Below are 22,886 nucleotides of genomic sequence, written 5' to 3'. Positions count from 1 at the left end.
CGGGGGGGGGGGGGGGGGGCGGGGTATGTTATCCCCCGCCCCACGCCCCCACCCGCGTAAAAGGACAGACTCACCGACTCAGCTGCTTGAACTTCCGTACCGCAAGCGGCAGGAACAAGAGCGAGATCACCACCGGCCACACCACCGCCATGAGCACCGCGTTCTGCTCGACCCAGCTCGCCCCGCCCGCCCCGGGGTTGCCGAAGAGTTCGCGTGCCGCCGTGCCCGTGGAGGACACCGGGTTCCAGGCGGCGATCGGCGCCAGCCAGTCGGGCATCAGGGACGGCGCGACGAAGACGCTGGAGATCATGGTGAGCGGGAAGGCGACCGCGTAGAGCCCGCCCGCCACCTCCGGGGTCGGCACCACGAAGCCCAGGAACACGCCCACCCAGATCAGGCTGAACCGCAGGAGCAGCAGCAGTCCGAAGGCGGCCAGGGTCTGCGGCAGTCCCGCGTCCGCCCGCCAGCCGATGGCCAACGCCGTGAGCGCGAGGATCGTCAACTCGGCGCAGGCCACGATCAGGTCGGCGAGACCGCGCCCCGCCGCCACCGCCGAAGGCGCCATCGGCATCGAGCGAAAACGGTCGATGACGCCCTTGGAGGAGTCAGTGACCACTGCCATCGCGGTGTTCATGAAGCCGAAGGCCATGGTCATCACGAACATGCCGGGCATGAGGAACTGCTTGTAGTCGCCGTCGTCGCCCCCGCCGGGCACCTTCATCGCCTCCCCGAAGACAAAGCCGTACAGGAGTACGGAGATGATCGGGAAGCCCAGCTGCCAGGCGATGTTGACGGGCTGGCGCTGGAAGTGGGTGAGGTAGCGCCGCGTGACGTTCCAGGTGTCGGCGAGCGCCCAGTGGAGGCGGCCTCGCGAGGGCGGCGTGTCCGTGGCATCCGTGACATCCGTGGTCAGTACGGCGCTCATGCCGCGACCTCCGTCTTCTCGTCGGTGTCGATCCCGGCGGTCCCCAAGGCCTCGTCGGATTCCGTCCGGTGTCCCGTAAGGCGCAGGAACACGTCGTCGAGGCTCGGCCTGCGAAGGCCGATGTCCTCCACCGCGACCCCCTGGTCCTGCAAGGTCCGCGCCACGTCCGTCAGCGCGCCGACCCGGTCGGTCACGGCCGCCTGGACGCGCCGCTCCAGGTCGACGGCCTCGGGCACGCCCGTCGCGACACGGGCGACTGCCTTCATGGCCGCCGGGAGATCGGCGGCCTCGCGCACCACGACCTCCAGGTAGCTGCCGCCGACCGTGGTCTTCAGGCCGTCCGGGGTGTCGTCGGCGATGGCGCGGCCCTGGTCGATGACGGTGATCCGGGACGCCAGCCTGTCGGCCTCCTCCAGATACTGGGTGGTGAGCAGGACGGTCGTACCGTCCGCGACCAACTTCCGTATGGTGTCCCAGACTTCGAGGCGGCCGCGCGGGTCGAGCCCGGTGGTCGGCTCGTCCAGGAAGAGGACGGCGGGCGCGAGGATCATCGACGCGGCGAGGTCGAGCCTGCGCCGCATGCCTCCGCTGTACTTGCCCGCGCCCTTGCTCGCCGCGTCGACCAGGTCGAACTGCTCGAGCAGCTCCTGGGCGCGCCGTGCGGCCCGCTTGCCGCCCAGATGGAAGAGGCGGCCGAACATCTCCAGGTTCTGCCGCCCGGTGAGGACCTCGTCGACCGCCGCGTACTGGCCGGCCAGACCGATGCGGCCGCGTACGACGTCGGGGTGGCGCGCCACATCGGCGCCCGCGACCTCGGCGCGCCCGCCGTCGAGGCGCACCAGTGTCGCGAGGATGCGTACGGCGGTGGTCTTGCCCGCGCCGTTCGGGCCGAGCAGTCCGTGCACCGTGCCGCGCTCCACGCGCAGATCGAAGGCGTCCAGGGCCTTCGTCTCCCCCTTGCCTCCCTTACCCCCGTAGCGCTTGTCGAGCCCCTCGGCCCGTACCGCGTATTCGTTCTCGCCCACTGCCCCTCCAGCTCTCACAGCTCTCATCATCTGGGTACGCCGTACCCAATAGAGAGTACACCGTACCCAGTTTTTGTGAGTACACCGTACCCAATAACCGGTCCGGCGATTAGGCTGAGCCCCATGACGAGCACGAACGGCGTGGACGACACCCGGCGCACCGGCAGCGACATCACCCGCAGCCTGGAACTGCTCTGGGGTGAGGGCGAACGCCCCACACGGGGGCCCAAGCCCGCGCTCACCCTGGACCGGATCGTCACCGAGGCCGTGCGCCTCGCGGATGCCGAGGGGCTCACCGCCCTCTCGATGCGCCGCCTGTCCACGGAGCTCGGCACCGGCACGATGTCCCTGTACCGCTACGTTCCCGGCAAGGGCGAGCTGCTCGACCTGATGCTGGACCGCGTCTTCACCCGGGCCGTCGATACCCAGCCCGGCGAGGCCGATCACCCGCCGAGCGGCGGCTGGCGCGAGGCCGTCGAGGCGTACGCCCGCGAGACGCTCGTCCTCTACCGCGAGCACCCCTGGCTGCTCCAGGTGAACCAGGCCCGCCCGGTACTCGGCCCCGGCTCGGTCGGCAGCCTGGAACACGCCCTCTCCGGGATCAAGTCGATGAGCCTGACCGACCCCGAGCTGATCGGCGTGATCGTCATGGTCGAGGGGTACGTCACCGGGGTCGCCCGCACCCAGGTCCACGAGATGGAGGCGGTGAAGAAGAGCGGCCTGACGGACCAGGCGTTCTGGGAGGCGCAGTACCCCACCCTCAACCGGATCATGAGCAGCGGCCGCTACCCCCACCTCGCCGGGCTCTCCGACGACGCGTTCGGCTCGCAGTTCGACCATTTCGAGTTCGGCCTCCAGCGCCTGCTCGACGGCCTGGACGTTCTGGTGGACCGGCGCGAGGCGGCGGAGAACAGCACCCGGGAGGCATGACAAACCGGGTGATCACTCCTACGCCAGGGCCTGGAAGGCCAAGCGGATGCGCCGCAACCCCGAGATCGAGCTCGCCCCTTCGACGGTGCGCGGCGCGCCGACCGGGCCCGAGATCAAGGCGCGGGTGCGGCTCCTCGACCAGGGCGGCGAGGAGAACAAGCACGCGTCGAAGCTGATGCGGCGCAAGTACCCGGTGTCGCACGGGGTCTTCGTCCCGATCGCGCACAAGGTGAGGCGGGACAAGACGCTGCATTACGAGGTGCGGGTGCTCGGCGAGTAACCCCCGCCCCCCCTCCTTCCTCCTACTGCTTCCGCCGGAACAGGCGCTTCAGGCCGAAGAAGGCGACGAGCACGGCGCCGAGAGTCAGCGCGCCCACCTTGAGGTCGCCGTCGAACCCGGAACCCCCGCCGCCATCCGAACCACCCGAACCACCGCTGCTGGAGCCCGAGTTGCCGCCACCGGCCCCCTCGACCTCGACGGGCTCGACCTGGCTCTGCTCGCCCTCGCTGCCGTACAGGAGGGTCGTACCGTCCAGGGTGTACGTCACGGACTCGCCCTGCCGCTGGAGCGGCACGCTCAGCCGCCCCTGACGCTCGGGCTTCTTCCCCTCGCCCTTCCAGGTGTACGAGACTCCGCCGAGGTATCCGCGCAGGGCGAGCTGCTTCCCGTCGGGCGAGAAGGCGCCGTCCGTGGTCCAGAGGCCGGTGTCGCCGAGGCGCTTGAAGACATTGGTCCCGGAGGCCGACATCTGCGCGGGCCCTTCGTACAGGCCGCCGCCCTCTTCCTTCTTGTCGGCGATGTAGATCCGCCCGGTCTTGGGGTGCACCATCATCGCCTCGGCGTCGCGCGGCCCGCCCTCGTACTTCACGGTGTACTGCGTGGCCCGGACGGTCTGGTCGCCCAGCTTCTTCGGCTCGGGCAGCTTGTAGATCCACACGTGGGGCCAGGTGCCGCCGAGGTTGTCGCCGATGTCGCCGACGTAGATGTTGCCGTCGCTGCCGACGGAGATGGCCTCCACGTCACGGGGCGTCCCGACGCCGGTCATGGTGACGGTGGCGACGGTCTTGCCGGTCTTGCCGTCCACCGCGTAGATCAGCGCGCCGTTCTTGTCCTGGTCGTTGTGCGTCCAGTAGACGCCCGGGTGGGCGCGGGATGCGGCGAGGCCGCTCGACTCGATGATGCGGGGGTCCTTGATGGTGAACCCGTCGTGGCCGTCGTCGGCGGCGGCGGCCGGGCCTACGGCGGCGGCGAGAAAGAGCAGGGCTCCGGCACCGATGGCACCTGTGGCCCTCATGGCACCCGTGGCACCCGTCGAAGAACGCAGTGAACGCATGGGCCAAGACTGCCACCCCGGCGCAGGGGGCCCGCGTCCGGCAGGTGTTCAGCCTCACATCGCAGGCCGGGGCGTTGATCCGGGATGATGAGCGGATGCTCAGGTTCATGTTCGTCGGCGACTCGATGACGATCGGCAGCGCGGGGGAACACACCTGGCGCCACCGGATGTGGCAGCACTTGCGGGCCTCGCTCGGCGACGCGGCTTTCGCCGTGGTGGGCCCGCGACGGGCGCTGCACGACAAGGACTCCGGCGAGCCGGTCTCGTACGCGTACGCCTGCGAGGACCCGGACTTCCCGCGCCATCACTTCGCGGGCTGGGGCGAGGGCTGGCTGCACATGGCGCCGCAGGTGGCGGAGGCGGTGCGGCAGGACGCCCCCGACATCCTTCTCATCTCGCTCGGCCTGATCGACCTGGGCTTCTACACGGACGCGGAACAGACGGCGGCGAACGCACGCCGCTTCGTCGCGGAGGCGAGGTCGGCGAACCCGCGCGTCCGGCTCGTCCTGCTCCCCGTGATACCGAACGTCCGGGCCCGCACGGACACCCCCTTCGCGGCGGAGGTCTCGCGCTTCAACGTGCTCCTCGCGAAGGCGGTGGCGGACCTGGACACGGGCGCGTCCCCGCTGCTGCTCGCCTCGACGCCGCCGTCGTACGACATCGACGTGGACACGTACGACGGGACGCACCCCAACGAGAGCGGCGAGCACAAACTGGCGGCGGCGTTCGCGGACGCGATGCACCAGGCGTGGGGGCTCGGCGCGCCGTACGAGTCGACGCGCCGGCCGCTGACGCCCGTGTCGGCGCTGTCGCCTACCGGCTGAAGTTGGCCTTGAGGGCCTTGAGCCCGGCGATGTCCCACTTCGTGTACTGCCCGGCGTACTTCTTGGCGCGGGCGTCGCTGCCGCCCTTGGCCCTGGCGTGGCCGCCGTTGGGCGAGCACATGACCGGCCGGTCCTTGGTGCTGTTGGAGACGCACTCGTAGGGGTCGGCGGTCGTGTTGGCGTCCGAGCCGTCCACGTTGGCGTGGTCGAGTCCTATCGAGTGCCCTATCTCATGGCTCACCGTGTTCGAGATGAGCGTCGAGCTGGCCGCCCAGTCGCCCGGCTTCCAGTACTCACTGTCCATCCAGATCCACCCGCCCCACGCGCTCTGGTTGGCGTTGGCCGAGCACGGGTGCGCCTGGGAGTAGCCCGGCTTGTTGCCGGGGGTGAAGGGCCGGTACTTCATGCCCACGGCGATGACGTGGCGCTCGGCGGTGTTACAGGCGGTCTGCTCCTTGTGATAGCCACTGGCCAGCGTGAACTTGGTCCCCGTGACCGAGGTCAGCTGGGCGGCGGTCTTCTTCAACTGCGCCCGCAGCTGCGTCTCCGCCTTCTTGGTCTGCGCGGCGGTGAGCTTGGTGGCGGACGCGTTGGGCTTGACGAGCTGAATGACGTACGGGTCGGGACTGAGCGACTGTATTTGCTTCTGGGTCAGGATCTTCCATCCGGTGCCCTTGTAGACATCCCCCGCGGCGTAAGCCGGATTGCTGAGCGCGACGAGCCCCACGGCAGCGGCGAGGACACCAAGCGATCGGACGATCTTTTTCACGGTCATGGACCGCATCCTCACCCACCCCACCAACAACTCCCCAACGCCCCCTCCCCTCGGACCTCCCCCGCACCTCCCCGTATCCCTTCGGCCTGTGCCGCTAGACGGAAGACGGATGTCCCGGCCGTGGCCGTCTTTCTAGCGTTCGGGCATGACGGTCGAGAGCAGTGGAGTCGAGAGCAGTGGAGTCGAGCGCGCTGAAGAGACCACGTCCCGGGCCGTACGGGCAGCCGCGCCCCGGCGTGCAGGGGTGCTCCCCGGTGAGCGGGCCCTCGCGCCCGATCTCGCGCGGGGGCTCATGCTGCTGTTCATCGCGCTGTCCAACACCGCGTTCCATCTGACGGCGGCCCGGCACGGGCCATCGGGGTGGCAGCCGGTGGACGGCGGATGGGTCGATCACGCCGTGCAGTTCGGCATGATCGTCGCCCTTGACCTGCGTATCTATCCGCTCTTCGCGTTCCTCTTCGGATACGGGATGATGCAGCTTTTCCTGCGGCAGACGTCAGCCGGGACCTCGGAGCGCGAGGCCGTGCGGCTGTTGCGGCGACGGAGTCTCTGCCTGGTCGTCATCGGGCTTCTGCACGCCACGTTGCTGATGGCCGGGGACATCGTGGGCTTCTACGGGATCATCAGCCTCGCCCTGGGCTGGCTCTTCCTGCGGCGCGGTGACCGGGCGCTGAAGTGGTGGATCTGGATCGCCACCGCGCAGTTCGTGCTGCTTGCCGCCCAGCCCGTCGTATCTGCCGCGCTGGCAGGCGAGTTGGGCACGATGGGCGACTCGGGCGCTGAACCGGGTGCGGACGCCTACGCGGCGGGTGAGGGGAACTGGTTCGCGGCGGCGGGCACCCGCTTCATGAGCGGTCTTTTCGTCACCTTCGCGGCGGCTCCGCTGTCGCTGGTGGGCGGCGCGTACGTCATCTTCCTGCTCGGCTTCTGGGCCGCGCGCAGGCGTGTGCTCGAAGAGCCGGGGCGCCACCTGCCCCTGCTGCGGTGGACCGCCGTGATCGGCATCGCGGTGGGGTGGCTCGGCGCGCTGCCCGCCGCGCTCGCCCATGTCGGGGCGATCAGCGTTCCGGACGACGCGCAGAGCGAGGGCGGAGTGCTGACCCTGCTGCGCGACGCCACGGGGAACGCGGCCGGTCTCGGGTACGTGGCCGCCGTGGCGCTGTTCGTTCACTGGTGGACGGGGCGGGGGCGCGAGTCAGGCCGGGGAGGGGGAGGAACCAAGGCCGTCATCGCCGTCTCCGCCGTCTCCGCCGTCGGTAAGCGCTCCCTCTCCTGCTACCTCGCCCACTCCCTGGTCTTCGCCCCGATCCTCGCCGCCTGGGGCCTCGGCCTCGGCAAGCATCTGACGAGCGCGACCATGGCGCTGTTCGCGGTGGGGGTGTGGCTCGTGACGGTCGCGGGGGCGTACGCGATGGAGCGGGCGGGGCGGTGGGGGCCGGTGGAGGTGGTGTTGCGGCGGGTCATGTATCGGGGGCGGAGGTGAGGGCGGGGCGGCTGTGGTGGTCGGTGGAGCGCGGGGCCGCTACGGCCCGTGCCTTCGCGGGCCACGTCGATGCCACATCGTCGAGGAAGATGCCGCAGGCCAGGAGCGCGGCACTGCCTCGCGGACGCAGGTCCCCGCGGCGCAACTCGGCGTCGAGCGCCATGAGTGCGGCGGCGCCCTCGGGGGTCGTGGTGCCGCCCGCGTCGAGGATCTCCCGCGCGCCCGCCTGGACCGTGCGCAGGCCGTGCGGTCCCGCCGCGTACAGGACTCCGGTGTCCTGGAGCGTGCTCATGAGGGAGAGGAGCACGTCCGGCCGCCCCGTCCCCGCGCGCAGAGCCGCCAACGCCCGCCGCACATGCGGAAATCCGGCCCGCGCCTCGCCCCTCGCGCCGGCGGCCCCGTAGCGTGCGGAGACCGTCGATCCGGGTGAGGGGACGCGCGGCGCCGAGCGGTCCCGGAGAGTGGCCAAGCGCTTGGCGGTGGCGGTCAACTCGTCCACGGGGGCGTGTGGTTGGAGCGCCGCCGATGCCAGCAGCAGGCCGAGCGGCCAGATACAGCCCCTGTGCGTGTTCACCCCTCCCGTGGCCCGCAGCATCGACCGCTCCGTCGAGCGGCCGATGAAGCCGAGTTCCTCGCGCAGCGCCTGCGTCGGCTCCCCGTTCCTGCGGGCGGCGGCCGCCATCGCGGCGAAGCCGGGCTGCAGCGCCCGCGCCGCCCAGCGCACCGCGGTGACGTCATCGCGGACCGCCCCGGCCCGCGGCGCCACCTCGGCCTCGGCGACGAGCGCCCGGACGGCCGCTCTCGCGAGGCGTTCACCGCCGAGCGCCAGGACCTTGCGCCGATTGAGATCGCTGTCTGCCATGTCCGCGTCTGCCATGTCCGCGACGGTAGGGCGGGTTCCGTTGCGTTCCCTCAGGACCCGCTGTGAACCGCCTGTGCGTCGTGAACCGCCTGTGCGTCGCCCTCGCCCCCGCTCGCCCCGGGGGCACGCCTCACTCGGCCCGGGTCAGCCGGTTCGCCAGCGTCGACATCGTGTACGTACCGATGCCCATCACCACCTCAAGGGCGTTCCGCTCCGTGTGGCCCGCCGCCAGGAACCCCTTCAGCTCCGCGTCCCCGACGCCGCCCGCTGTCGCAAGCACCTCCAGCGTGAACTGCCGTACCGCCTCCAGCCGTTCATCACCAAGGGCCCGCCCTTCACGCAACGCGGCGACGATCTCGGCGTCCGCGCCCAGCTTCCGGAGTTTGCCGGTGTGCATGGTCACGCAGATGTGGCAGTCGTTGCGTACGGCGACGGTCATGATGACGACTTCCCGGGCCACCGGCTCCAGCGTCGTGCGCTCGAAGGAAGCGCTCAACTCCAGGAAACCGTTGAGCAGTTCGGGCGACTCGGCAAGGCGGGCGACCGCGCTCGGCGTCTTCCCGGACGCCGCGGCCGTACGCTCCATCGCCGCGCGGGATTCCGCGGGCGCGCTCTTCACAGTGTGCTCGGCAAACAAGGTGCACCCCTTACGATGGACAACATGGTTGACGGAAATAAGGTAAACCAGGTTGTCGATCCCGGCAAGGGTGCTCACACGGGTACTCACAGCGCGGACGAGCCGCCGGAGAGCGGCGACCGCCACGGCTTCGAGCTGCCCCTGCTCCTCTTCGCCGGGTTCCGCACCCTGATCGACGAGCTCCACGCCGAACTCGCCCGCCAGGGCCACCCCCACGCCCGTCCGGCCCACGGCTTCGCGATGCAGGCGATCGGCGTGCGGGGCGCGAGCGCGAGCGAGGTGGGCCGGCGCCTCGGCGTCTCCAAGCAGGCCGCGGGCAAGACCGTCGACCGCCTCATCACCCTCGGCTACGCGGAACGCACCGACGACCCGGCCGACGCCCGCCGCAAACTGGTCCGCCTCACCCCGCACGGCATCGACGCGCTGACCCGCTCGGCGGTGATCTTCGAAGAGCTGCACGCACAGTGGGCGAAACAGCTCGGCGCGGGGCGCCTGCGCGCGCTGGAGGACGACCTGCGCACCGTCGTACCGCCGGACACGTTCCGCCTGGACGCGGCGGGCTGGCTGGGCGGCTCGTGATCGCACCCTTGCATGCCGCCCTCTTGCATGCCGCCCCCTTGCATAGAGCGCACTTCAAGTCGTTGGCTGAGCAACCATGAAGTACACGCAGCTGGGACGCACAGGACTCAAGGTCAGCCGACTCGCGCTCGGGACCATGAACTTCGGGCCTCTGACCAACGAGCCCGACAGCCACACGATCATGGACGCCGCGCTCGACGCGGGCATCAACTACTTCGATACAGCCAATGTCTACGGGTGGGACGCGAACAAGGGCCGCACCGAGGAGATCCTCGGCACCTGGTTCACGCAGGGCGGCGAGCGGCGCGACAAGGTCGTGCTCGCCACCAAGATGTACGCGAACATGGCCACCGACGGGAAGCCCACCTGGCCCAACCACGATCTGCTCTCGGCGGTCAACATCCGCCGGTCCGTGGAAGCCTCGCTCAAGCGGCTGCAGACCGATTACATCGACATCTACCAGTTCCACCACATCGACCGCCGCACCCCCTTCGAGGAGATCTGGCAGGCGATCGACACCCTCGTGACGCAGGGCAAGATCCTGTACGCCGGATCGTCCAACTTCCCCGGATACAAGATCGCCCAGGCCAACGAGATCGCCAAGCGGCGCGGCAGCTACGGCCTCGTCAGCGAGCAGTGCCTCTACAACCTCGCCGAGCGCAGCGCCGAGATGGAGGTGATCCCGGCCGCCCAGGACTACGGCCTCGGTGTCATCCCGTGGTCGCCGCTGCACAGCGGTCTGCTCGGCGGCGTGCTGAAGAAGGAGGGCGAGGGCAAGCGGCGTACCACCGGACGTGCCGCCCAGGAGCTCGCGAAGCCCGAGGTGCGCGCGCAGGTGCAGGCGTACGAGGACCTGCTCGACAAGCACGGCCTCGCACCGGGCGAAGCGGCCCTTGCCTGGCTGCTGACCCGGCCCGGCGTGACCGGGCCGATCGTCGGTCCTCGCACCTCCGAGCACCTCACCAGCGCTCTGCGCGCGGTCGAGCTCGAACTCTCGGACGAGCTGCTCGGCGCGCTGGACGAGATCTTCCCCGGGCCTGGTCCTTCGCCGGAGTCCTTCGCCTGGTAGCAGGTGACGGGCAGCAGATAGCAGATAGCAGGTAGCAGTAGCTTTACGTGGCCGCGGTCATCGCCATCGCCTCACTGGCCGACCGCGGCCGCAACCGCCACGACGACGAACATCAGCACGAGCACACCGGCCATGATCCGGTTCCTGGTTTTCGGGTCCACGTAGTCGAGGTTAACCGGCTCCGCCCAGTGGCCATCGACCGACCACCTCATAGCGGGGCCGCTCCCCCGGCACTCCGCTCGTCGGCAGATTGCTCCGTACGAGGGTCAGCTCGGCCACGGTCCACTCCGTGCCCTCGAAGTCCGCGAGGCCGTCGACGTACGCGCGCAAGGACGGTTCACCGCCGCCGCGGGCCAGCGTCAGGTGCGGGCGGTAGTGGCGGTGCTCCTCCATGGTGATGCCGGACTTGCGGGCAGCGGCGTCCGCCCGCCCGGCGAGGAGGCGCAGGGTCTCCACGTCACCCCTGGCCCCGGCCCACAGGGCCCGGTCGCCGAAGTGGCCTCCGCCGTGCAGGGCCAGCGGGAAGGGGGGCGTGCGCTTCGCCGCGCGTGACAGGCGTTCGGACAGCTCGGGGACGGTGCCGTCCTCGACCTCGGCCATGAAGGCGAGGGTGAAGTGCCAGCTCTCGCGGCGCGTCCAGCGGAGGGCTTCGGCGCCCGGCAGGGTCCGCAACTTGTCCGCGGCCTCGGCCAGTTCATCCGCCGCTGCGGAGGGCGGAAGCACCGCCGCGAAAAGTCTCATGGGGGTGAGTTTCGCCTCCGGCGGTTCATTTCCCCAACCCCGCCCCTTCCCGAGAACCCGCTCGGCGCGGGGGCCCTGTGCCTTGTGCGTACCGTCATCACCGGCTTCGCCGAGTTCGTCCTCAAACGCCGGACGGGCTGAACTCGGCTCGGGATTGCGATAGAGAGATCCCCATGGATCACATAACCATCCGCCCCGCAGGCCCCGCCGACATCCCCACCGTTCTCGCCCTCTTCGACGAAGCCGTCGCCTGGCTCGTCTCCCAGGGGCGTACCGGGCAGTGGGGCGATCAGCCCTGGTCGACCAGGCCGAAGACCGTCGCCCTGGTCGAGAAGTATCTGAACACCGGCTCCGCCTGGATCGCGGAGATCGGCGGGGAGGCGGTCGGCACGGTGACGCTGACCGACGGGCCGGGGGCGTACATCGCGCCGGTGGACGAGCCGGAGCAGTACATCCATCTGCTGACCGCCCGGAACGGCACGGGCGCGGGCGCCGCCCTCCTCGCGCACGCCGCAGAAGAAACCCGGAGCCAGGGGATCTCCCTGCTCCGGGTCGACTGCTACGCGGGCGGTGACGGCAAGCTCGTCGCGTTCTACGAGCGCAACGGCTTCACCCGGACCGAGGCGTTCGTCGAGCAGGACGGCACTTGGCCGGGCCAGATCCTGGCCCGGCGCGTCTAGCCACGGAGAACGGCCTACGCCGCCGTCGCAAGCTGCTCCCGCGGCACGAACTGCACGTGCTGCTGCCCGCGCCGCAGATCCAGCTTCAGCCGCAGGTTCGCGGCGCGGGCCAGCATCAGGCCGACCCCGACCGCCGCGACGGCGCATATGAGGCCGCCTGCGGCCATGCTGACGCGCACCCCGTACTCGTCGGCGAGCCAGCCGAAGAGCGGGCCGCCCAGAGGCGTGCCGCCGGTGAAGACCATCATGAAGAGCGACATGACGCGGCCCCTCATCTCGGGGTCAGTGGCCATCTGGACCGAGGAGTTGGCGGTGACGTTCACCGTCAGGCCGAGGATGCCGATCGGGACGATCAGCGCCACGAACATCCACAGCTCGGGCGCGAACGCGGCCACGATCTGCAGCACACCGAAGGCGATCGCGGCCCCGGCGAGCAGCCTCAGGCGTGAGGTTCCCCGGCGGGCCGCGAGCAGCGCCCCTGCCAGCGAGCCGATCGCCATCAGGGTGTTGAAGAGCCCGTACATCCCCACGCCGCCGTGGAAGATGTCGTCCGCGAAGGCGCTCAGCCAGATCGGGAAGTTGAATCCGAAGGTGCCGACGAAGCCGACGAGGACGATCGGCCAGATCAGCTCGGGGTGCTTGGAGACGTAGTTCAGGCCTTCCTTCAGCTGCCCCTTGCCGCGCGGCTTGCGCGGGGTGGCGTGCAGCTCGCCGGTGCGCATCAGCAGCAGGCCGGTGAGCGGCGCGAGGAAGGACAGGCCGTTGGCGAGGAACGCCCAGCCGGGGCCGACGGCGGCGGTGAGACCACTCGCCACGGCGGGGCCGATGAGGCGCGCGGACTGGAAGTTCGCCGAGTTCAGCGAGACGGCGTTGCGGACCTGGTCGGGTCCCACCATCTCGGAGACGAAGGACTGCCGGGTCGGGTTGTCGACGACCGTGACGAGGCCCGTGAAGAAGGCCGCGAGGTAGACGTGCCAGACCTGGACGTTGCCGCTCAGGGTGAGCGTGGCGAGAAACAGACCGCTGATGCTCATCGCGCCCTGCGTACAGAAAAGCAGCTTCCGTTTGGCGAAGCGGTCGGCGATGACACCGCCGTACAGGCCGAACAGGAGCATCGGCAGGAACTGCATCGCGGTGGTGATGCCGACCGCGGCCGAGGAACCCGTGAGGCTCAGGACCAGCCAGTCCTGGGTGATGCGGGCCATCCACGTACCGGTGTTGGAGACAACGGCGCCGGAGGCGAAGAGCCGGTAGTTGCGGATCTTCAGCGAGCTGAACATCGACGACTTGGCGGCAGGGGTCTTGTCGAGAGCGGTTGGTGCGGGGGCGGAGTCTGCTCCGGATCCCGTACTCAAAGGCGATTCGCCTCCTTGGCGTGGTGGTGCGGTCGTACGGCACACGGCGGGTGACCGCCGTGTGCGCTGCTTACAGGTGCGCGAGTTGCAGGTGCGCGAGTTATAGGTGCGCGAGCTTCTCGAGTACGGGAGCCGCGGCGCTCAAACGCGCCCACTCGTCGTCGTCGAGATGCTCGGCCAGGTCGGCCAGCCAGGCGTTCCGCTTGCGGCGGCTCTCCTCGAGCATGGCCTCGGCCGTCTCCGTCTGGGTCACCACCTTCTGGCGGCGGTCCTCCGGATGCGGCTCGAGCCGGACGAGACCCTTGGCTTCGAGCAGCGCGACGATGCGGGTCATCGACGGCGGCTGCACGTGTTCCTTGCGGGCCAGCTCACCGGGGGTGGCGTGGCCGCAGCGGGCGAGGGTGCCGAGCACCGACATTTCGGTGGGACTCAGCGACTCGTCGACCCGCTGGTGCTTGAGTCGACGGGACAGGCGCATCACGGCGGAGCGCAGAGAGTTCACGGCGGCGGCGTCGTCACCATGGGAGAGGTCCGGCATGTTCGTTAGAGTAACTCATTACTCTAGCTAAAGACCACTCGGTTAACACCACGGATCCGATTGGTTCCGCTTAGCGGTCCCGGAGTGCGTCCCGCAGGCATCCCGCAGGGCACTCGTACGGCCCCACCGACGGCCCCGAGTGGCTCAAATGACCCCACTGGCTTCCCGCACCGGGGGCCACGGAACCCTTACGTCACCCATATGAGTGAGGTGACTTCGGAAAGTGAGACACGGCCCGCGCGGTGGCAGCGACCCTGTCACGCATGGGATCGACAGTGCTCAGCCTGCGAATAGACGGTGAGCTGCTCGACCGGCTCAAGCAGCACGCCGCGAAGAGGGGGATGAGCGTCCAGGACTACGTGGTCGGGACGCTCATCCGTGGAGACTTCGACGAGCGCTTCCAGAGCGCCGTCGAGGAGACGGAAAAGTTCTACGGGGCGGCCTGATGGCCGCCCCGTAGGCACTGAGACGCAAGACCGGCCGCCGCTTACGTGAGGCCGAGCGCCGGCATCAGGTAGTAGAAGGCGAAGACCGCCGACACGACGTACATCGCCGCGGGCACCTCACGGCCGCGGCCCGACGCGAGGCGCAGCACGGTGAAGCTGATGAAGCCGATGCCGATGCCGTTGGTGATCGAGTAGGTGAACGGCATCATCAGCATCGTCAGGAACGCCGGGATCGCGATGGTGAAGTCGCTCCAGTCGATCTTGCCGATCGAGCCGGACAGGATCAGGAAGCCGACCGCGAGCAGCGCGGGCGTGGCCGCCTGGGACGGCACCATCGTCGCGATGGGCGTGAGGAACAGCGCCACCGCGAAGAGCGCGCCGGTGACGATGTTGGCGAAGCCCGTACGCGCGCCTTCGCCGACGCCCGCCGTGGACTCCACGAAGCAGGTGGTGGCCGACGCGGACGCGGCGCCGCCCGCGGCGACCGCGATGCCGTCGACGAACAGGACCTTGTTCATGCCCGGCATGTTGCCGTCGGCGTCGGTCAGCTTGGCCTCGTCGCCGATGCCCATGATCGTGCCCATGGCGTCGAAGAAGCAGGAAAGCAGCACGGTGAAGACGAAGAGGATGCCGGTGAGCAGGCCGACCTTCTCGAAGCCGCCGAACAGGCTGATCTGACCGACGAGTCCGAAGTCCGGCGTGCTGACCGGGTTGCCCGGCCACTCGGGGGTCGTCAGGCCCCAGGAGGGGACCGTCGCGACCGCGTCGACGATCATCGCCACGATCGTCATGACGACGATGCTGATGAGGATCGCGCCGGGCACCTTGCGCACGATGAGGCAGAGCGTGAGCAGCGCACCGAGGACGAAGATCAGGACGGGCCAGCCGTTGAGGTGTCCGTCGCCGCCGAGCTGGAGCGGAACCGTGGTGTGCGCGGCGTCCGGGATGCGCGAGACGAAGCCGGAGTCAACGAGGCCGATCAGCATGATGAAGAGGCCGATACCGATCGCGATGCCCTTGCGCAGGCCGAGCGGTACGGCGCTCATCACGCGTTCCCGCAGGCCGGTCGCCACGAGCAGCATCACCACGAGGCCCGCGAGGACGACCATGCCCATCGCGTCGGGCCACGACATGCGCGGCGCGAGCTGGAGGGCGACCACGGTGTTCACGCCGAGGCCCGCGGCGAGCGCGATCGGCACGTTGCCGATGACGCCCATCAGGAGCGTGGTGAAGGCGGCGGTGAGCACGGTCGCGGTGACCAGCTGCTTGTTGTCGAGCTGATGCCCGTACATGTCCTTCGCGCTGCCAAGGATGATCGGGTTGAGCACGATGATGTAGGCCATCGCGAAGAAGGTGGCGAAGCCGCCGCGGACCTCCCTGACCAGGGTCGATCCCCGCTCCGTGATCTTGAAGTACCGGTCGAGGCCCCCCTGCGGGGAATTCGGGTGCGGCGGTTTCGCGTCGACCGGAGCAGTGGCCGAGGGGGACATGGGGGACCTCATGACCTGTGTTTAGGGAGATGTACCGAACCCGGACGAACTTGTATCTTCGTACGAAAGCAATCGGCCATTAACGAGCTGTTTCAGTATGAATACATGAGGCTAAATTCGCTATCTCCGCGCGTAGACCGTTGCGGCGCAAGGGAAGCGGGGCTGTCGCGGGCCCGCGACAGGGCTCCGGTTCAGGGCCCCAGGGCCAGGCATAAGCTGTGCGCATGGAGAAGTGGACACCCAAGCACGACGCGCCGGAGCCCCTGGAGGGCCCCGTCGTCGCCACCATCACGGGCGGCACGATCCTCTGGTTCGTCCTCTTCCTCGTGCAGCTCCCGTTCTACGGCTGGTTCGACGACCGCGACGCCACCTGGTGGGTGTGGACCTGCCTGGCCGGCGCGGGCCTCGGTCTGATCGGCATCTGGTACGTGCGGGGCCGCGACGCGGCGATCAAGCGGGACGCGGAGCGCCAGACGGCGGCAGAGGCGGAGTAATCCCTTCCGCCGATGGCCTGGCAGGAGCCTGTACAACCACGGGAGTGTCCTTGTCCTACCGTGGTCGGATCTTTGGGGCACTCGAGGGGTGAACCCCCCATCTCGCCCGTACCGTCGTCTGCATGACGCATATCGACGCGGGCGCCGAGCTCGACCCGGTCCACCCGGTGGCGCTGCCCACCGGACGCGCGACGGGTCTCAACCCCGCCGAGGTCGCCGAGCGAGTCGCACGCGGCGAGGTCAACGACGTACCCGTCCGCAGTTCCCGGTCCACCACCGAGATCGTCCGGGCGAACGTCTTCACCCGTTTCAACGCGATCATCGGCGTGCTCTGGGTGATCATGCTCTTCGTCGCGCCGATCCAGGACAGCCTCTTCGGCTTCGTGATCATCGCCAACACGGGCATCGGCATCATCCAGGAGCTGCGCGCCAAGAAGACCCTGGACGGACTCGCGGTCATCGGCGAGTCCAAGCCGACCGTGCGGCGCGACGGCAGAGGGACCGAGATCTCCACCTCCGAGATCGTCCTGGGCGACCTGGTGGAGCTGGGGCCCGGCGACAAGATCCCCGTGGACGGCGAGGCGGTCGAGACCGAAAGCCTCGAGGTCGACGAGTCGCTCCTGACCGGTGAGGCGGACCCGGTCGTCAAGAAGCCCGGCGACAAGATGATGTCGGGCTCGTTCGTGGTCGCGGGCGGCGGCGCGTTCACCGCCACGAAGGTGGGCCGCGAGGCGTACGCGGCCCAGCTCGCCGAGGAGGCGAGCCGCTTCACGCTCGTCAACTCCGAGCTGCGCAACGGCATCTCCACGATCCTCAAGTACGTGACGTGGCTGATGATCCCGACCTCGATCGGCCTCATCATCAGTCAGCTCGTCGTCAAGGACGACAACTTCAAGGAGTCCGTCGCCTACACCGTGGGCGGAATCGTGCCCATGATCCCGGAGGGGCTCGTGCTCCTCACCTCGGTCGCCTTCGCCATAGGAGTCATCCGGCTCGGCCGCCAGCAGTGCCTGGTGCAGGAACTCCCCGCGATCGAGGGCCTTGCCCGCGTCGACACGGTCTGCCTGGACAAGACCGGCACCCTCACCGAGGGCGGCATGGACGTCACCGAGCTGCGCCCCCTCGGCGGCGCGGACGAGGCGTACGTACGCAAGGTCCTCGGCGCCCTGGGCGAGTCCGACCCGCGGCCGAACGCGTCGCTCCAGGCGGTCATCGACGCCTACCCCGACAGCGAGGAGTGGCGCTGCACCCAGTCGCTGCCCTTCTCCTCGGCCCGCAAGTACAGCGGCGCCGCCTTCAGCGAGGGCGACGGCGACACCTCCGCATGGCTGCTCGGCGCCCCCGACGTCCTGCTTCCCGACGGCGACCCCTCCCTCGCCGAGATCGAGGACCTCAACCAGCAGGGCCTGCGCGTACTGCTCCTGGCCCGCGCGGCCGGTGAACTCGACGACGCCGACGTGGCGGCCGGAGCCGAGGCCACCGCCCTGGTCGTCCTGGAGCAGCGCCTTCGCCCGGACGCCGCCGACACCCTGCGCTACTTCGAGGAGCAGGACGTAAGGGCCAAGGTCATCTCCGGCGACAACGCGGTCTCGGTGGGCGCGGTCGCGGGAAAGCTGGGCCTGCCGGGCGCGGAGAACACCGTGGACGCCCGCCGCCTGCCCACGGATCACGACGAGATGGCCAAGGCCCTGGACGCCAACTCCGTCTTCGGCCGTGTCACCCCGCAGCAGAAGCGCGACATGGTGGGCGCCCTCCAGTCGCACGGCCACACGGTCGCGATGACCGGCGACGGCGTGAACGACGTACTGGCCCTGAAGGACGCCGACATCGGCGTCTCGATGGGTTCGGGCTCGGAGGCGACGCGGGCGGTGGCCCAGATCGTGCTCCTGAACAACAGCTTCGCGACGCTGCCCTCGGTGGTCGCGGAGGGCCGCAGGGTCATCGGCAACATCACGCGCGTCGCGACGCTGTTCCTGGTGAAGACCGTCTACTCGGTCGTCATCGCGCTGCTCGTGGTCTGCTCGCAGGTGGAGTACCTGTTCCTGCCGCGCCACCTGACGCTGCTCTCGACCCTGACGATCGGCGTCCCGGCCTTCTTCCTCGCCCTCGCCCCCAACAAGGAGCGGGCCAAGCCCCACTTCGTACGAAGGGTCATGCGGTACGCGATCCCGGGCGGTGTCGTCGCGGGCGTCGCCACCTTCTGTACGTATCTGCTGGCGCGCCACCACTACACGGGCGAGGGAGCGCGGGAAGCCGAGACCAGCGCGGCCACCCTCGCGCTGTTCCTGATCGCCATGTGGGTGCTCGCGATCATCGCCCGCCCCTACACGTGGTGGCGGCTCGCCCTGATCGGCGCGATGGGTCTCGGCTTCCTGCTGGTGCTCACGGTGCCGTGGCTCCAGGACTTCTTCCAGCTGAAGCTGGTGGGAGCGACGATGCCGTGGGCGGCGGTCGCGATCGCGGCGGTGGCCTCACTGATCATCGAGGTCATCTACCGCTGGGTGGACCGCCGCTTTCCCGCCTAGCGGACTAGCGGACGTCGACGAAGTCGCTGGTCGACGTGACGGCCGGGGTCGTGGACGTACCGGCGAAGACGTAGCGGTAGTAGCCGTCCGCGGTGGCCTTCACGGTCGTCTTCAGGTTGCCCTTGGTGTCCGACGTGATGGTCTTCAGGGTGGAGTAGGAGGCCGCACCCTTCTTCTTGTACTGGAGCTTCACGGACTGCTTGGTGTAGCCCGCGTACTTGCTGGTCTCCCAGTTGGCGCGGGTCAGGGCGCCGGTGACCGTGAGGGTCTTGCCCTTCTTGATGGGCTCGGGGGAGGCGTTGGTGGTGAGGCGTGCGGCGCGCTGGACGCGGGCGTCCGAGCTCAGGCCGTCCTTGACGATGGAGTCGCCGTCCTTGCCGACGGCTATGGCCCAGACCTTCCACTTGCCGGCCAGGATGTTGCTGTAGAGGTCGGCCTTGGGGTTGGCGATGACGCTGATCGTGCAGGTGGAGGTGGTCGCGTTGACGACCTTGCACTTGCCCTCGTCGGCGTCGGGGATGAGCGAGCCGTCGATGCCGTGTTCGGTGAAGCTCGTGCCGTGCCACAGGAAGGCGGCGCCGGAGTCGATGCCCGTCGGGTCGGTGGCAGTGACGGCGATGTTGAACTTCTTCTTCTCGGTGGTGCCGACCACGATGTCCTTGCCACCGTTGACGGTGACCTTCGTGATCTTGGTGTCGCCGTCGACCTCGTCGGCGGGAGCATTGGCGACGAAGGGCGCGAGCTTCGGAGTGTTCGGCTCGTCGGCCGCCTGGGCGGCGGGAACGACGAGTGCGGACAGAGCCAGGGTGCCGGTCAGTGCGGCCACGGTGGCACGAATGCGCATGTGTTTCCCCAGGTGGGAAGGGAGCTCCGCGGTGCGTGGGGGGCTGTCACGCGGAACCCGGTGATCTAGGAGTCTGTTGACTCGCAAGATCAGACCCGCGACCTGGGCCTCTGGTTGTACGGAAAGTGAAGATTTCGTGACCGGGAAGCGGAGAGGAGGACTCCGCTTCTCAGTCGAACCAGCGGTCCCGCTCCAGTTCATCCGTCCGTGAGGGGTCTTCGAGCAGCGCCGCGACCTCGAAGCGCCGCGGCCACTGGCCCGCCGCCCAGGCGAGCCCCGCGGCAACGCCCTCGAGCGTGGCGGCGTGGATGGTGCCGTCCGGCGTCCGGCGCCAGTCCAGCTCGACGTCCCCCGCGAACAGTTCCTCGTACTCGACGTACGTCTCCGGGGTGGCGGGGCCGAGCAGGGACCGCACCGCATCCGGCACCGGATGCTCGGCGCCATCCCCCGAGGGCTCCTCCGCCGCCGTCTCGCTCAGCCTGCGCACCTGGAACAGCTCGGCGAGGTCTCCCGCCTTGCGGGGCTGCACGGGCAGCAGTGCCACGCCCCCGGCGAGCGGCAGCAGGTCAGGGGCGTCGGCGACGACCGCGTCCGCCACGTCGACCACCACGACCTCACCGTCCACGACGGCCCGCACCTCGTCGGGCAGCGTCACCTGCTCCGGGTCCAGGTCGGCCAGGGCGCCGTACAGCGCGTGCAGTTGGGCCGCCGAAACGGTCCTCTCCGGGTCCGCGAGCCGGTCAAGGAGTTCGGCCGCACCGCCGGGCTCCTCCAGGAGAGCGGCGACCGACGTGCGGACACCGAGCGCGCGAAGGACCTGCTCGTCGTCGAAACCGGAGGCGTCGGCGGCGTCGTAGAGGCCTTCGAGCAGCGGGTCGCCGCCCGAGGCCCGCAGACCGGCGGGACGGCGGCCACCGAGCACGGGATTCCCGCGCAGCCACCACGCCGTGTACGAGCGGACGGTCTCCGTCGTGCCGTCCGGGAGCAGGATCCGCAGCGGCTGCGTCAGGGCGTCCCGCAGCGGCGGGCGCGAGAGCATCGCGAGGGCCTGCGGCCAGCAGTCGTCGTCGACCAGGTCCAGATCCCGTACGGCGATGATCTCGGTGGCGACCGGCGGAACGGGCGTCTCCGGCAGCCGGTCGAGCACGTCCTCGGCCCATACGTCGACCGCGTCGAGCAGTCCGGCGTCATCGGGCTCGGCGAAGTCGCCCTCGCGGGGGTCCAGTTCGTCGGGGTCGAGTACGACGTCCGTGGCGCGGACGAGGGCGAACGTGGCGAGCACCCCGCACGCGGCGAGGGGCTGCTCGCCCCAGCGGTCGGCGAGCTCGGCGTCCACCGTGGCGAGTTCGTCCTCGCGCATGACCTGCGCGAAGGGGCTGCCGGGGTAGACGAGTTCACCGGCGGGGGCGAGGTCGCCGTCCTCGTCGTCGGGGAGTGCGAGCGCGCCGAGCCAGGGCTCGTCGCCGGGTGCGAGGTTCGCGTCGCGGACGAGCGAGAGCACGATGTCCGCGAGCTCCTCGGCGTCGAGCGCGTCCTCGTCCCACGTGTCGTCGTCGAGGGACGCGGCCACGGCGGCACGGACCTGCGGGGTCGTCAGGACGGCGCGGGGCGTGGCGGGCAGGGCGCCGAGCTTCTCCAGGAGGGGATGTACGGCGTCGGGGTGCGCGACCTTCAGGCCGAGGCGGACGAGCGCGGCCGGGTCGCTGTCGTCGCCGATGACGGGCAGGAGGACCTGGCGGGGCCCGATGGTGGTGCGCCCGTCGGCAAGAGGGACGGGAAGGCCGGTCAGCCGATCAGGATCGACACCGGCGAGGGTGTCGTACAGCCGCCGCCACCACTCCGGATCGCGCTCGAGACCGGCGAGGCGGTCGATGGCCTCGGTCAGCGGGACGCGGGCGACACCCAGGGTGCGCAGCTCGGCGCGCCGCTCGAGCCCGGCGGGCAGCAGGCTGGGCAGAACGTCGGCGAGGACGCGTACGGTCTCGGCTCCCGCGCCCTCCACGACCTCCGCGTCACGCGGCCGCAGCGCGACGGGCAGCTTCCACTCGGGTTCGTCCGGGTCGTCGTCCTGCGGCGGTACGGGCTCGACGGCGGGCGGCAGGAACGCGGTGCGGGGCAGCCGGTCGAGGACGGCCTGGCGCAGGGCGCCGTCGAGCTCGCTCTTGCCGAGCGGTCCCGGGACGAGGCTGATGATGCCTTCCCCTACGGGCCGCCAGTCGGCGAGCAGTTCGGCGTACGCGTCGGCCGCGCGCTGCACGAGGAAGTCGGTGAGGGGTCCGGGCGCCGCGTGCCGCCGGGTGGTGTCGAGCGGGAACGAGGCGATGAGCAGCGCGGGCACGCCGAGGGGCTCGTCGCTCGGGGTCGGCGCGTGCAGGACGGGGGCGCTGCGGGGCGGCTGCGGGGCGCCTTCGCCGTCGGTGGGGACGGCCCAGGTGACGGACCAGTGGGGGCGAAGACGCTCTTCCACGGGCCGGTCGGCGAGGAGCTCAGGCTCCAAGGGCCCCTGCCTGCTGACGGTGCGCCAGCGGGTTTCGCCGTCGCGGGTGTCGGAGATGTCGACGTGGCCGTGGTCGGGTTCGGCGGTGCGGCGCAGGGTGCGGGCGGGTTGGTCGCCGACTTCGACGACGACTTCTTCGAGCCCGGGGAGGGCGAGGAGGAGGGCGTCATCGATCCCGTCGAGCAGCCGTACGACGAGGTCCTCGGCGGCGGCGTCGCGCAGGGGCAGGATGACGACGGTGTCGTACCCGTCGGGGGCGGTCCCCTCGGCGGCGAAGGGCAGCCGCAGCAGGGGTACGTGCCCGTCGCGCCTGCGGACCTCGTCCCCGAGGCCGGGGCTGAACCGGGCGGTCTCGGCCGCGAGCTCGCGGGCCTCGGTCAGCGACCAGCGGACTCCGCCGGTACGTCCCACGAGGGCGGGCTCGTCGGAGACGGCGAGGACAGCGGCGAAGCCGACGCCGAACCGCCCGACTGCTCCGTTGCTCTGATCATCCCGCTTGGCGGATGCGCGGAGGGTGGAGAGGGATTCGACGCCTGTGGCGTCGAGGGGGGTGCCGTTGTTGGCGGCGGCGAGTACGCCGTCCCGGAGGGTGAGGGACAGGCGGCCCGGTGCGCCCGCCCGCGCTGCCGCGTCGGCGGCGTTCTGGGCGAGTTCGACGATCAGGCGGTCCCGGTAGCCGCCGAGGGCGAGGTCCTCCTCGGCGTTGGCGTCCTCACGGAACCGGGCCGGGCCGGCCGCCCAGGCGTCGAGGACTCCCCGGCGGAGCCGTGCCGTGCCGAACGGGTCAGTACCCTCGGCCGCCGGCCGCACGGTCTTGCTCACGGTGTCGTCTC

The 22,886-nt window shown here is 70.0% G+C and carries 22 protein-coding genes; 10 read left to right on the top strand and 12 right to left on the bottom strand.

Annotated features, from left to right (window positions below; all coding sequences use genetic code 11):
• Nucleotides 1–70 precede the first annotated feature (70 nt).
• A complete protein-coding gene (locus tag ACWFRJ_RS42320) occupies nucleotides 71–925 on the bottom strand; it encodes an ABC transporter permease (RefSeq protein ID WP_453544009.1) in 855 nt (284 codons plus the stop codon).
• Complete coding sequence (locus ACWFRJ_RS42315; protein WP_453544007.1) at nucleotides 922–1,977, bottom strand: ATP-binding cassette domain-containing protein; 1,056 nt, start codon at nucleotides 1,975–1,977, stop codon at nucleotides 922–924. The genes ACWFRJ_RS42320 and ACWFRJ_RS42315 overlap by 4 nt, the downstream gene beginning before the upstream one ends.
• Before the next feature lie 96 nt (nucleotides 1,978–2,073).
• Here ACWFRJ_RS42315 and ACWFRJ_RS42310 point away from each other — a divergent pair, with 96 nt between their 5' ends.
• Together ACWFRJ_RS42310 and ACWFRJ_RS42305 are read left to right on the top strand one after the other, a co-directional pair.
• The gene (locus ACWFRJ_RS42310) at nucleotides 2,074–2,880 is read left to right on the top strand and encodes a TetR/AcrR family transcriptional regulator (protein ID WP_453544005.1); all 807 of its coding nucleotides are present in this window, start codon (nucleotides 2,074–2,076) and stop codon (nucleotides 2,878–2,880) included.
• Nucleotides 2,881–2,926: 46 nt separating this feature from the next.
• Complete coding sequence (locus tag ACWFRJ_RS42305; protein WP_453544003.1) at nucleotides 2,927–3,160, top strand: hypothetical protein; 234 nt, start codon at nucleotides 2,927–2,929, stop codon at nucleotides 3,158–3,160.
• Nucleotides 3,161–3,182: 22 nt separating this feature from the next.
• On the opposite strand, the gene ACWFRJ_RS42300 is transcribed toward ACWFRJ_RS42305, so the two are convergent.
• Nucleotides 3,183–4,175: a WD40 repeat domain-containing protein gene (locus ACWFRJ_RS42300; protein ID WP_453544001.1), complete on the bottom strand. Its 993-nt coding sequence runs from the start codon at nucleotides 4,173–4,175 to the stop codon at nucleotides 3,183–3,185.
• Nucleotides 4,176–4,309: 134 nt separating this feature from the next.
• On the opposite strand from ACWFRJ_RS42300, the gene ACWFRJ_RS42295 reads away from it, so the two are divergent.
• Nucleotides 4,310–5,038 carry an SGNH/GDSL hydrolase family protein gene (locus ACWFRJ_RS42295; RefSeq protein WP_453543999.1) on the top strand — a complete coding sequence of 243 codons (729 nt, stop codon included), beginning with the start codon at nucleotides 4,310–4,312 and terminating at the stop codon, nucleotides 5,036–5,038.
• On the opposite strand, the gene ACWFRJ_RS42290 is transcribed toward ACWFRJ_RS42295, so the two are convergent.
• The gene (locus ACWFRJ_RS42290) at nucleotides 5,028–5,813 is read right to left on the bottom strand and encodes a hypothetical protein (RefSeq protein WP_453543997.1); all 786 of its coding nucleotides are present in this window, start codon (nucleotides 5,811–5,813) and stop codon (nucleotides 5,028–5,030) included. The two genes, ACWFRJ_RS42295 and ACWFRJ_RS42290, sit on opposite strands and share 11 nt — an antisense overlap.
• A gap of 292 nt (nucleotides 5,814–6,105) precedes the next feature.
• On the opposite strand from ACWFRJ_RS42290, the gene ACWFRJ_RS42285 reads away from it, so the two are divergent.
• Complete coding sequence (locus ACWFRJ_RS42285; protein ID WP_453544024.1) at nucleotides 6,106–7,296, top strand: DUF418 domain-containing protein; 1,191 nt, start codon at nucleotides 6,106–6,108, stop codon at nucleotides 7,294–7,296.
• Here ACWFRJ_RS42285 and ACWFRJ_RS42280 read toward each other — a convergent pair.
• A complete protein-coding gene (locus tag ACWFRJ_RS42280) occupies nucleotides 7,274–8,158 on the bottom strand; it encodes a triphosphoribosyl-dephospho-CoA synthase (RefSeq protein ID WP_453544023.1) in 885 nt (294 codons plus the stop codon). The genes ACWFRJ_RS42285 and ACWFRJ_RS42280 overlap by 23 nt on opposite strands.
• A gap of 130 nt (nucleotides 8,159–8,288) precedes the next feature.
• On the bottom strand, nucleotides 8,289–8,795 hold the full coding sequence (locus tag ACWFRJ_RS42275) for a carboxymuconolactone decarboxylase family protein (RefSeq protein WP_453543995.1): 507 nt from the start codon (nucleotides 8,793–8,795) through the stop codon (nucleotides 8,289–8,291).
• Nucleotides 8,796–8,819: 24 nt separating this feature from the next.
• On the opposite strand from ACWFRJ_RS42275, the gene ACWFRJ_RS42270 reads away from it, so the two are divergent.
• Both ACWFRJ_RS42270 and ACWFRJ_RS42265 read left to right on the top strand, forming a co-directional pair.
• Nucleotides 8,820–9,374 (top strand): MarR family winged helix-turn-helix transcriptional regulator, encoded by a 555-nt coding sequence (locus ACWFRJ_RS42270; protein ID WP_453543993.1) that lies wholly within the window; start codon nucleotides 8,820–8,822, stop codon nucleotides 9,372–9,374.
• 76 nt (nucleotides 9,375–9,450) lie between these two features.
• Entirely contained in the window at nucleotides 9,451–10,443 is a 993-nt protein-coding gene (locus ACWFRJ_RS42265) for an aldo/keto reductase (RefSeq protein WP_453543991.1), read from the top strand.
• A gap of 171 nt (nucleotides 10,444–10,614) precedes the next feature.
• Here the strand turns inward: ACWFRJ_RS42265 and thpR are convergent, their stop codons facing one another.
• On the bottom strand, nucleotides 10,615–11,184 hold the full coding sequence (gene thpR / locus ACWFRJ_RS42260; RefSeq protein WP_453543989.1) for an RNA 2',3'-cyclic phosphodiesterase: 570 nt from the start codon (nucleotides 11,182–11,184) through the stop codon (nucleotides 10,615–10,617).
• 173 nt (nucleotides 11,185–11,357) lie between these two features.
• Between thpR and ACWFRJ_RS42255 the strand changes: the two genes are divergently transcribed.
• The gene (locus ACWFRJ_RS42255; RefSeq protein WP_453543987.1) at nucleotides 11,358–11,864 is read left to right on the top strand and encodes a GNAT family N-acetyltransferase; all 507 of its coding nucleotides are present in this window, start codon (nucleotides 11,358–11,360) and stop codon (nucleotides 11,862–11,864) included.
• A 14-nt stretch (nucleotides 11,865–11,878) separates the two neighbouring features.
• Here ACWFRJ_RS42255 and ACWFRJ_RS42250 read toward each other — a convergent pair whose 3' ends face one another.
• Both ACWFRJ_RS42250 and ACWFRJ_RS42245 read right to left on the bottom strand, forming a co-directional pair.
• Complete coding sequence (locus ACWFRJ_RS42250; RefSeq protein ID WP_453543985.1) at nucleotides 11,879–13,219, bottom strand: MFS transporter; 1,341 nt, start codon at nucleotides 13,217–13,219, stop codon at nucleotides 11,879–11,881.
• A 100-nt stretch (nucleotides 13,220–13,319) separates the two neighbouring features.
• Entirely contained in the window at nucleotides 13,320–13,757 is a 438-nt protein-coding gene (locus tag ACWFRJ_RS42245) for a MarR family winged helix-turn-helix transcriptional regulator (RefSeq protein WP_453543983.1), read from the bottom strand.
• Nucleotides 13,758–14,020: 263 nt separating this feature from the next.
• On the opposite strand from ACWFRJ_RS42245, the gene ACWFRJ_RS42240 reads away from it, so the two are divergent.
• A complete protein-coding gene (locus tag ACWFRJ_RS42240) occupies nucleotides 14,021–14,203 on the top strand; it encodes a ribbon-helix-helix protein, CopG family (protein ID WP_363211910.1) in 183 nt (60 codons plus the stop codon).
• Between the two features lie 41 nt (nucleotides 14,204–14,244).
• Here the strand turns inward: ACWFRJ_RS42240 and ACWFRJ_RS42235 are convergent, their stop codons facing one another.
• Complete coding sequence (locus ACWFRJ_RS42235) at nucleotides 14,245–15,693, bottom strand: NCS2 family permease (RefSeq protein WP_453544021.1); 1,449 nt, start codon at nucleotides 15,691–15,693, stop codon at nucleotides 14,245–14,247.
• A gap of 224 nt (nucleotides 15,694–15,917) precedes the next feature.
• Here ACWFRJ_RS42235 and ACWFRJ_RS42230 point away from each other — a divergent pair, with 224 nt between their 5' ends.
• Together ACWFRJ_RS42230 and ACWFRJ_RS42225 are read left to right on the top strand one after the other, a co-directional pair.
• Nucleotides 15,918–16,187, top strand: a complete 270-nt coding sequence (locus tag ACWFRJ_RS42230) for a DUF2530 domain-containing protein (RefSeq protein ID WP_453543981.1) — start codon at nucleotides 15,918–15,920, stop codon at nucleotides 16,185–16,187.
• Between the two features lie 122 nt (nucleotides 16,188–16,309).
• Entirely contained in the window at nucleotides 16,310–18,712 is a 2,403-nt protein-coding gene (locus ACWFRJ_RS42225) for an HAD-IC family P-type ATPase (RefSeq protein ID WP_453543979.1), read from the top strand.
• 4 nt (nucleotides 18,713–18,716) lie between these two features.
• Here ACWFRJ_RS42225 and ACWFRJ_RS42220 read toward each other — a convergent pair whose 3' ends face one another.
• Nucleotides 18,717–19,556, bottom strand: coding sequence for a calcium-binding protein (locus ACWFRJ_RS42220; protein WP_453543977.1), 840 nt, complete (start codon nucleotides 19,554–19,556; stop codon nucleotides 18,717–18,719).
• Nucleotides 19,557–19,725: 169 nt separating this feature from the next.
• Nucleotides 19,726–22,875, bottom strand: coding sequence for a sacsin N-terminal ATP-binding-like domain-containing protein (locus tag ACWFRJ_RS42215; protein ID WP_453543975.1), 3,150 nt, complete (start codon nucleotides 22,873–22,875; stop codon nucleotides 19,726–19,728).
• Between the last annotated feature and the right edge of the window lie 11 nt (nucleotides 22,876–22,886).

The sequence above is a fragment of the Streptomyces sp. NPDC055239 genome (assembly GCF_053606205.1).
The sequence above is the reverse complement of the archived record's forward strand: the minus strand, read 5'-3'. Positions and strand labels throughout refer to the sequence as shown.

Excerpts from the sequence above, each read along its gene's own strand:
- ACWFRJ_RS42295 (WP_453543999.1), top strand. The coding sequence starts at position 4,310 with ATGCTCAGGTTCATGTTCGTCGGCGACTCGATGACGATCGGCAGCGCG.
- ACWFRJ_RS42305 (WP_453544003.1), top strand. The coding sequence starts at position 2,927 with ATGCGCCGCAACCCCGAGATCGAGCTCGCCCCTTCGACGGTGCGCGGC.
- ACWFRJ_RS42255 (WP_453543987.1), top strand. The coding sequence starts at position 11,358 with ATGGATCACATAACCATCCGCCCCGCAGGCCCCGCCGACATCCCCACC.
- ACWFRJ_RS42245 (WP_453543983.1), bottom strand. The coding sequence starts at position 13,757 with ATGCCGGACCTCTCCCATGGTGACGACGCCGCCGCCGTGAACTCTCTG.
- ACWFRJ_RS42285 (WP_453544024.1), top strand. The coding sequence starts at position 6,106 with ATGCTGCTGTTCATCGCGCTGTCCAACACCGCGTTCCATCTGACGGCG.
- ACWFRJ_RS42310 (WP_453544005.1), top strand. The coding sequence starts at position 2,074 with ATGACGAGCACGAACGGCGTGGACGACACCCGGCGCACCGGCAGCGAC.
- ACWFRJ_RS42270 (WP_453543993.1), top strand. The coding sequence starts at position 8,820 with ATGGTTGACGGAAATAAGGTAAACCAGGTTGTCGATCCCGGCAAGGGT.
- ACWFRJ_RS42230 (WP_453543981.1), top strand. The coding sequence starts at position 15,918 with ATGGAGAAGTGGACACCCAAGCACGACGCGCCGGAGCCCCTGGAGGGC.
- thpR (WP_453543989.1), bottom strand. The coding sequence starts at position 11,184 with ATGAGACTTTTCGCGGCGGTGCTTCCGCCCTCCGCAGCGGCGGATGAA.
- ACWFRJ_RS42220 (WP_453543977.1), bottom strand. The coding sequence starts at position 19,556 with ATGCGCATTCGTGCCACCGTGGCCGCACTGACCGGCACCCTGGCTCTG.
- ACWFRJ_RS42320 (WP_453544009.1), bottom strand. The coding sequence starts at position 925 with ATGAGCGCCGTACTGACCACGGATGTCACGGATGCCACGGACACGCCG.
- ACWFRJ_RS42265 (WP_453543991.1), top strand. The coding sequence starts at position 9,451 with ATGAAGTACACGCAGCTGGGACGCACAGGACTCAAGGTCAGCCGACTC.
- ACWFRJ_RS42280 (WP_453544023.1), bottom strand. The coding sequence starts at position 8,158 with ATGGCAGACAGCGATCTCAATCGGCGCAAGGTCCTGGCGCTCGGCGGT.
- ACWFRJ_RS42240 (WP_363211910.1), top strand. The coding sequence starts at position 14,021 with ATGGGATCGACAGTGCTCAGCCTGCGAATAGACGGTGAGCTGCTCGAC.
- ACWFRJ_RS42290 (WP_453543997.1), bottom strand. The coding sequence starts at position 5,813 with ATGACCGTGAAAAAGATCGTCCGATCGCTTGGTGTCCTCGCCGCTGCC.
- ACWFRJ_RS42300 (WP_453544001.1), bottom strand. The coding sequence starts at position 4,175 with ATGAGGGCCACAGGTGCCATCGGTGCCGGAGCCCTGCTCTTTCTCGCC.
- ACWFRJ_RS42225 (WP_453543979.1), top strand. The coding sequence starts at position 16,310 with ATGACGCATATCGACGCGGGCGCCGAGCTCGACCCGGTCCACCCGGTG.
- ACWFRJ_RS42315 (WP_453544007.1), bottom strand. The coding sequence starts at position 1,977 with ATGAGAGCTGTGAGAGCTGGAGGGGCAGTGGGCGAGAACGAATACGCG.
- ACWFRJ_RS42235 (WP_453544021.1), bottom strand. The coding sequence starts at position 15,693 with ATGTCCCCCTCGGCCACTGCTCCGGTCGACGCGAAACCGCCGCACCCG.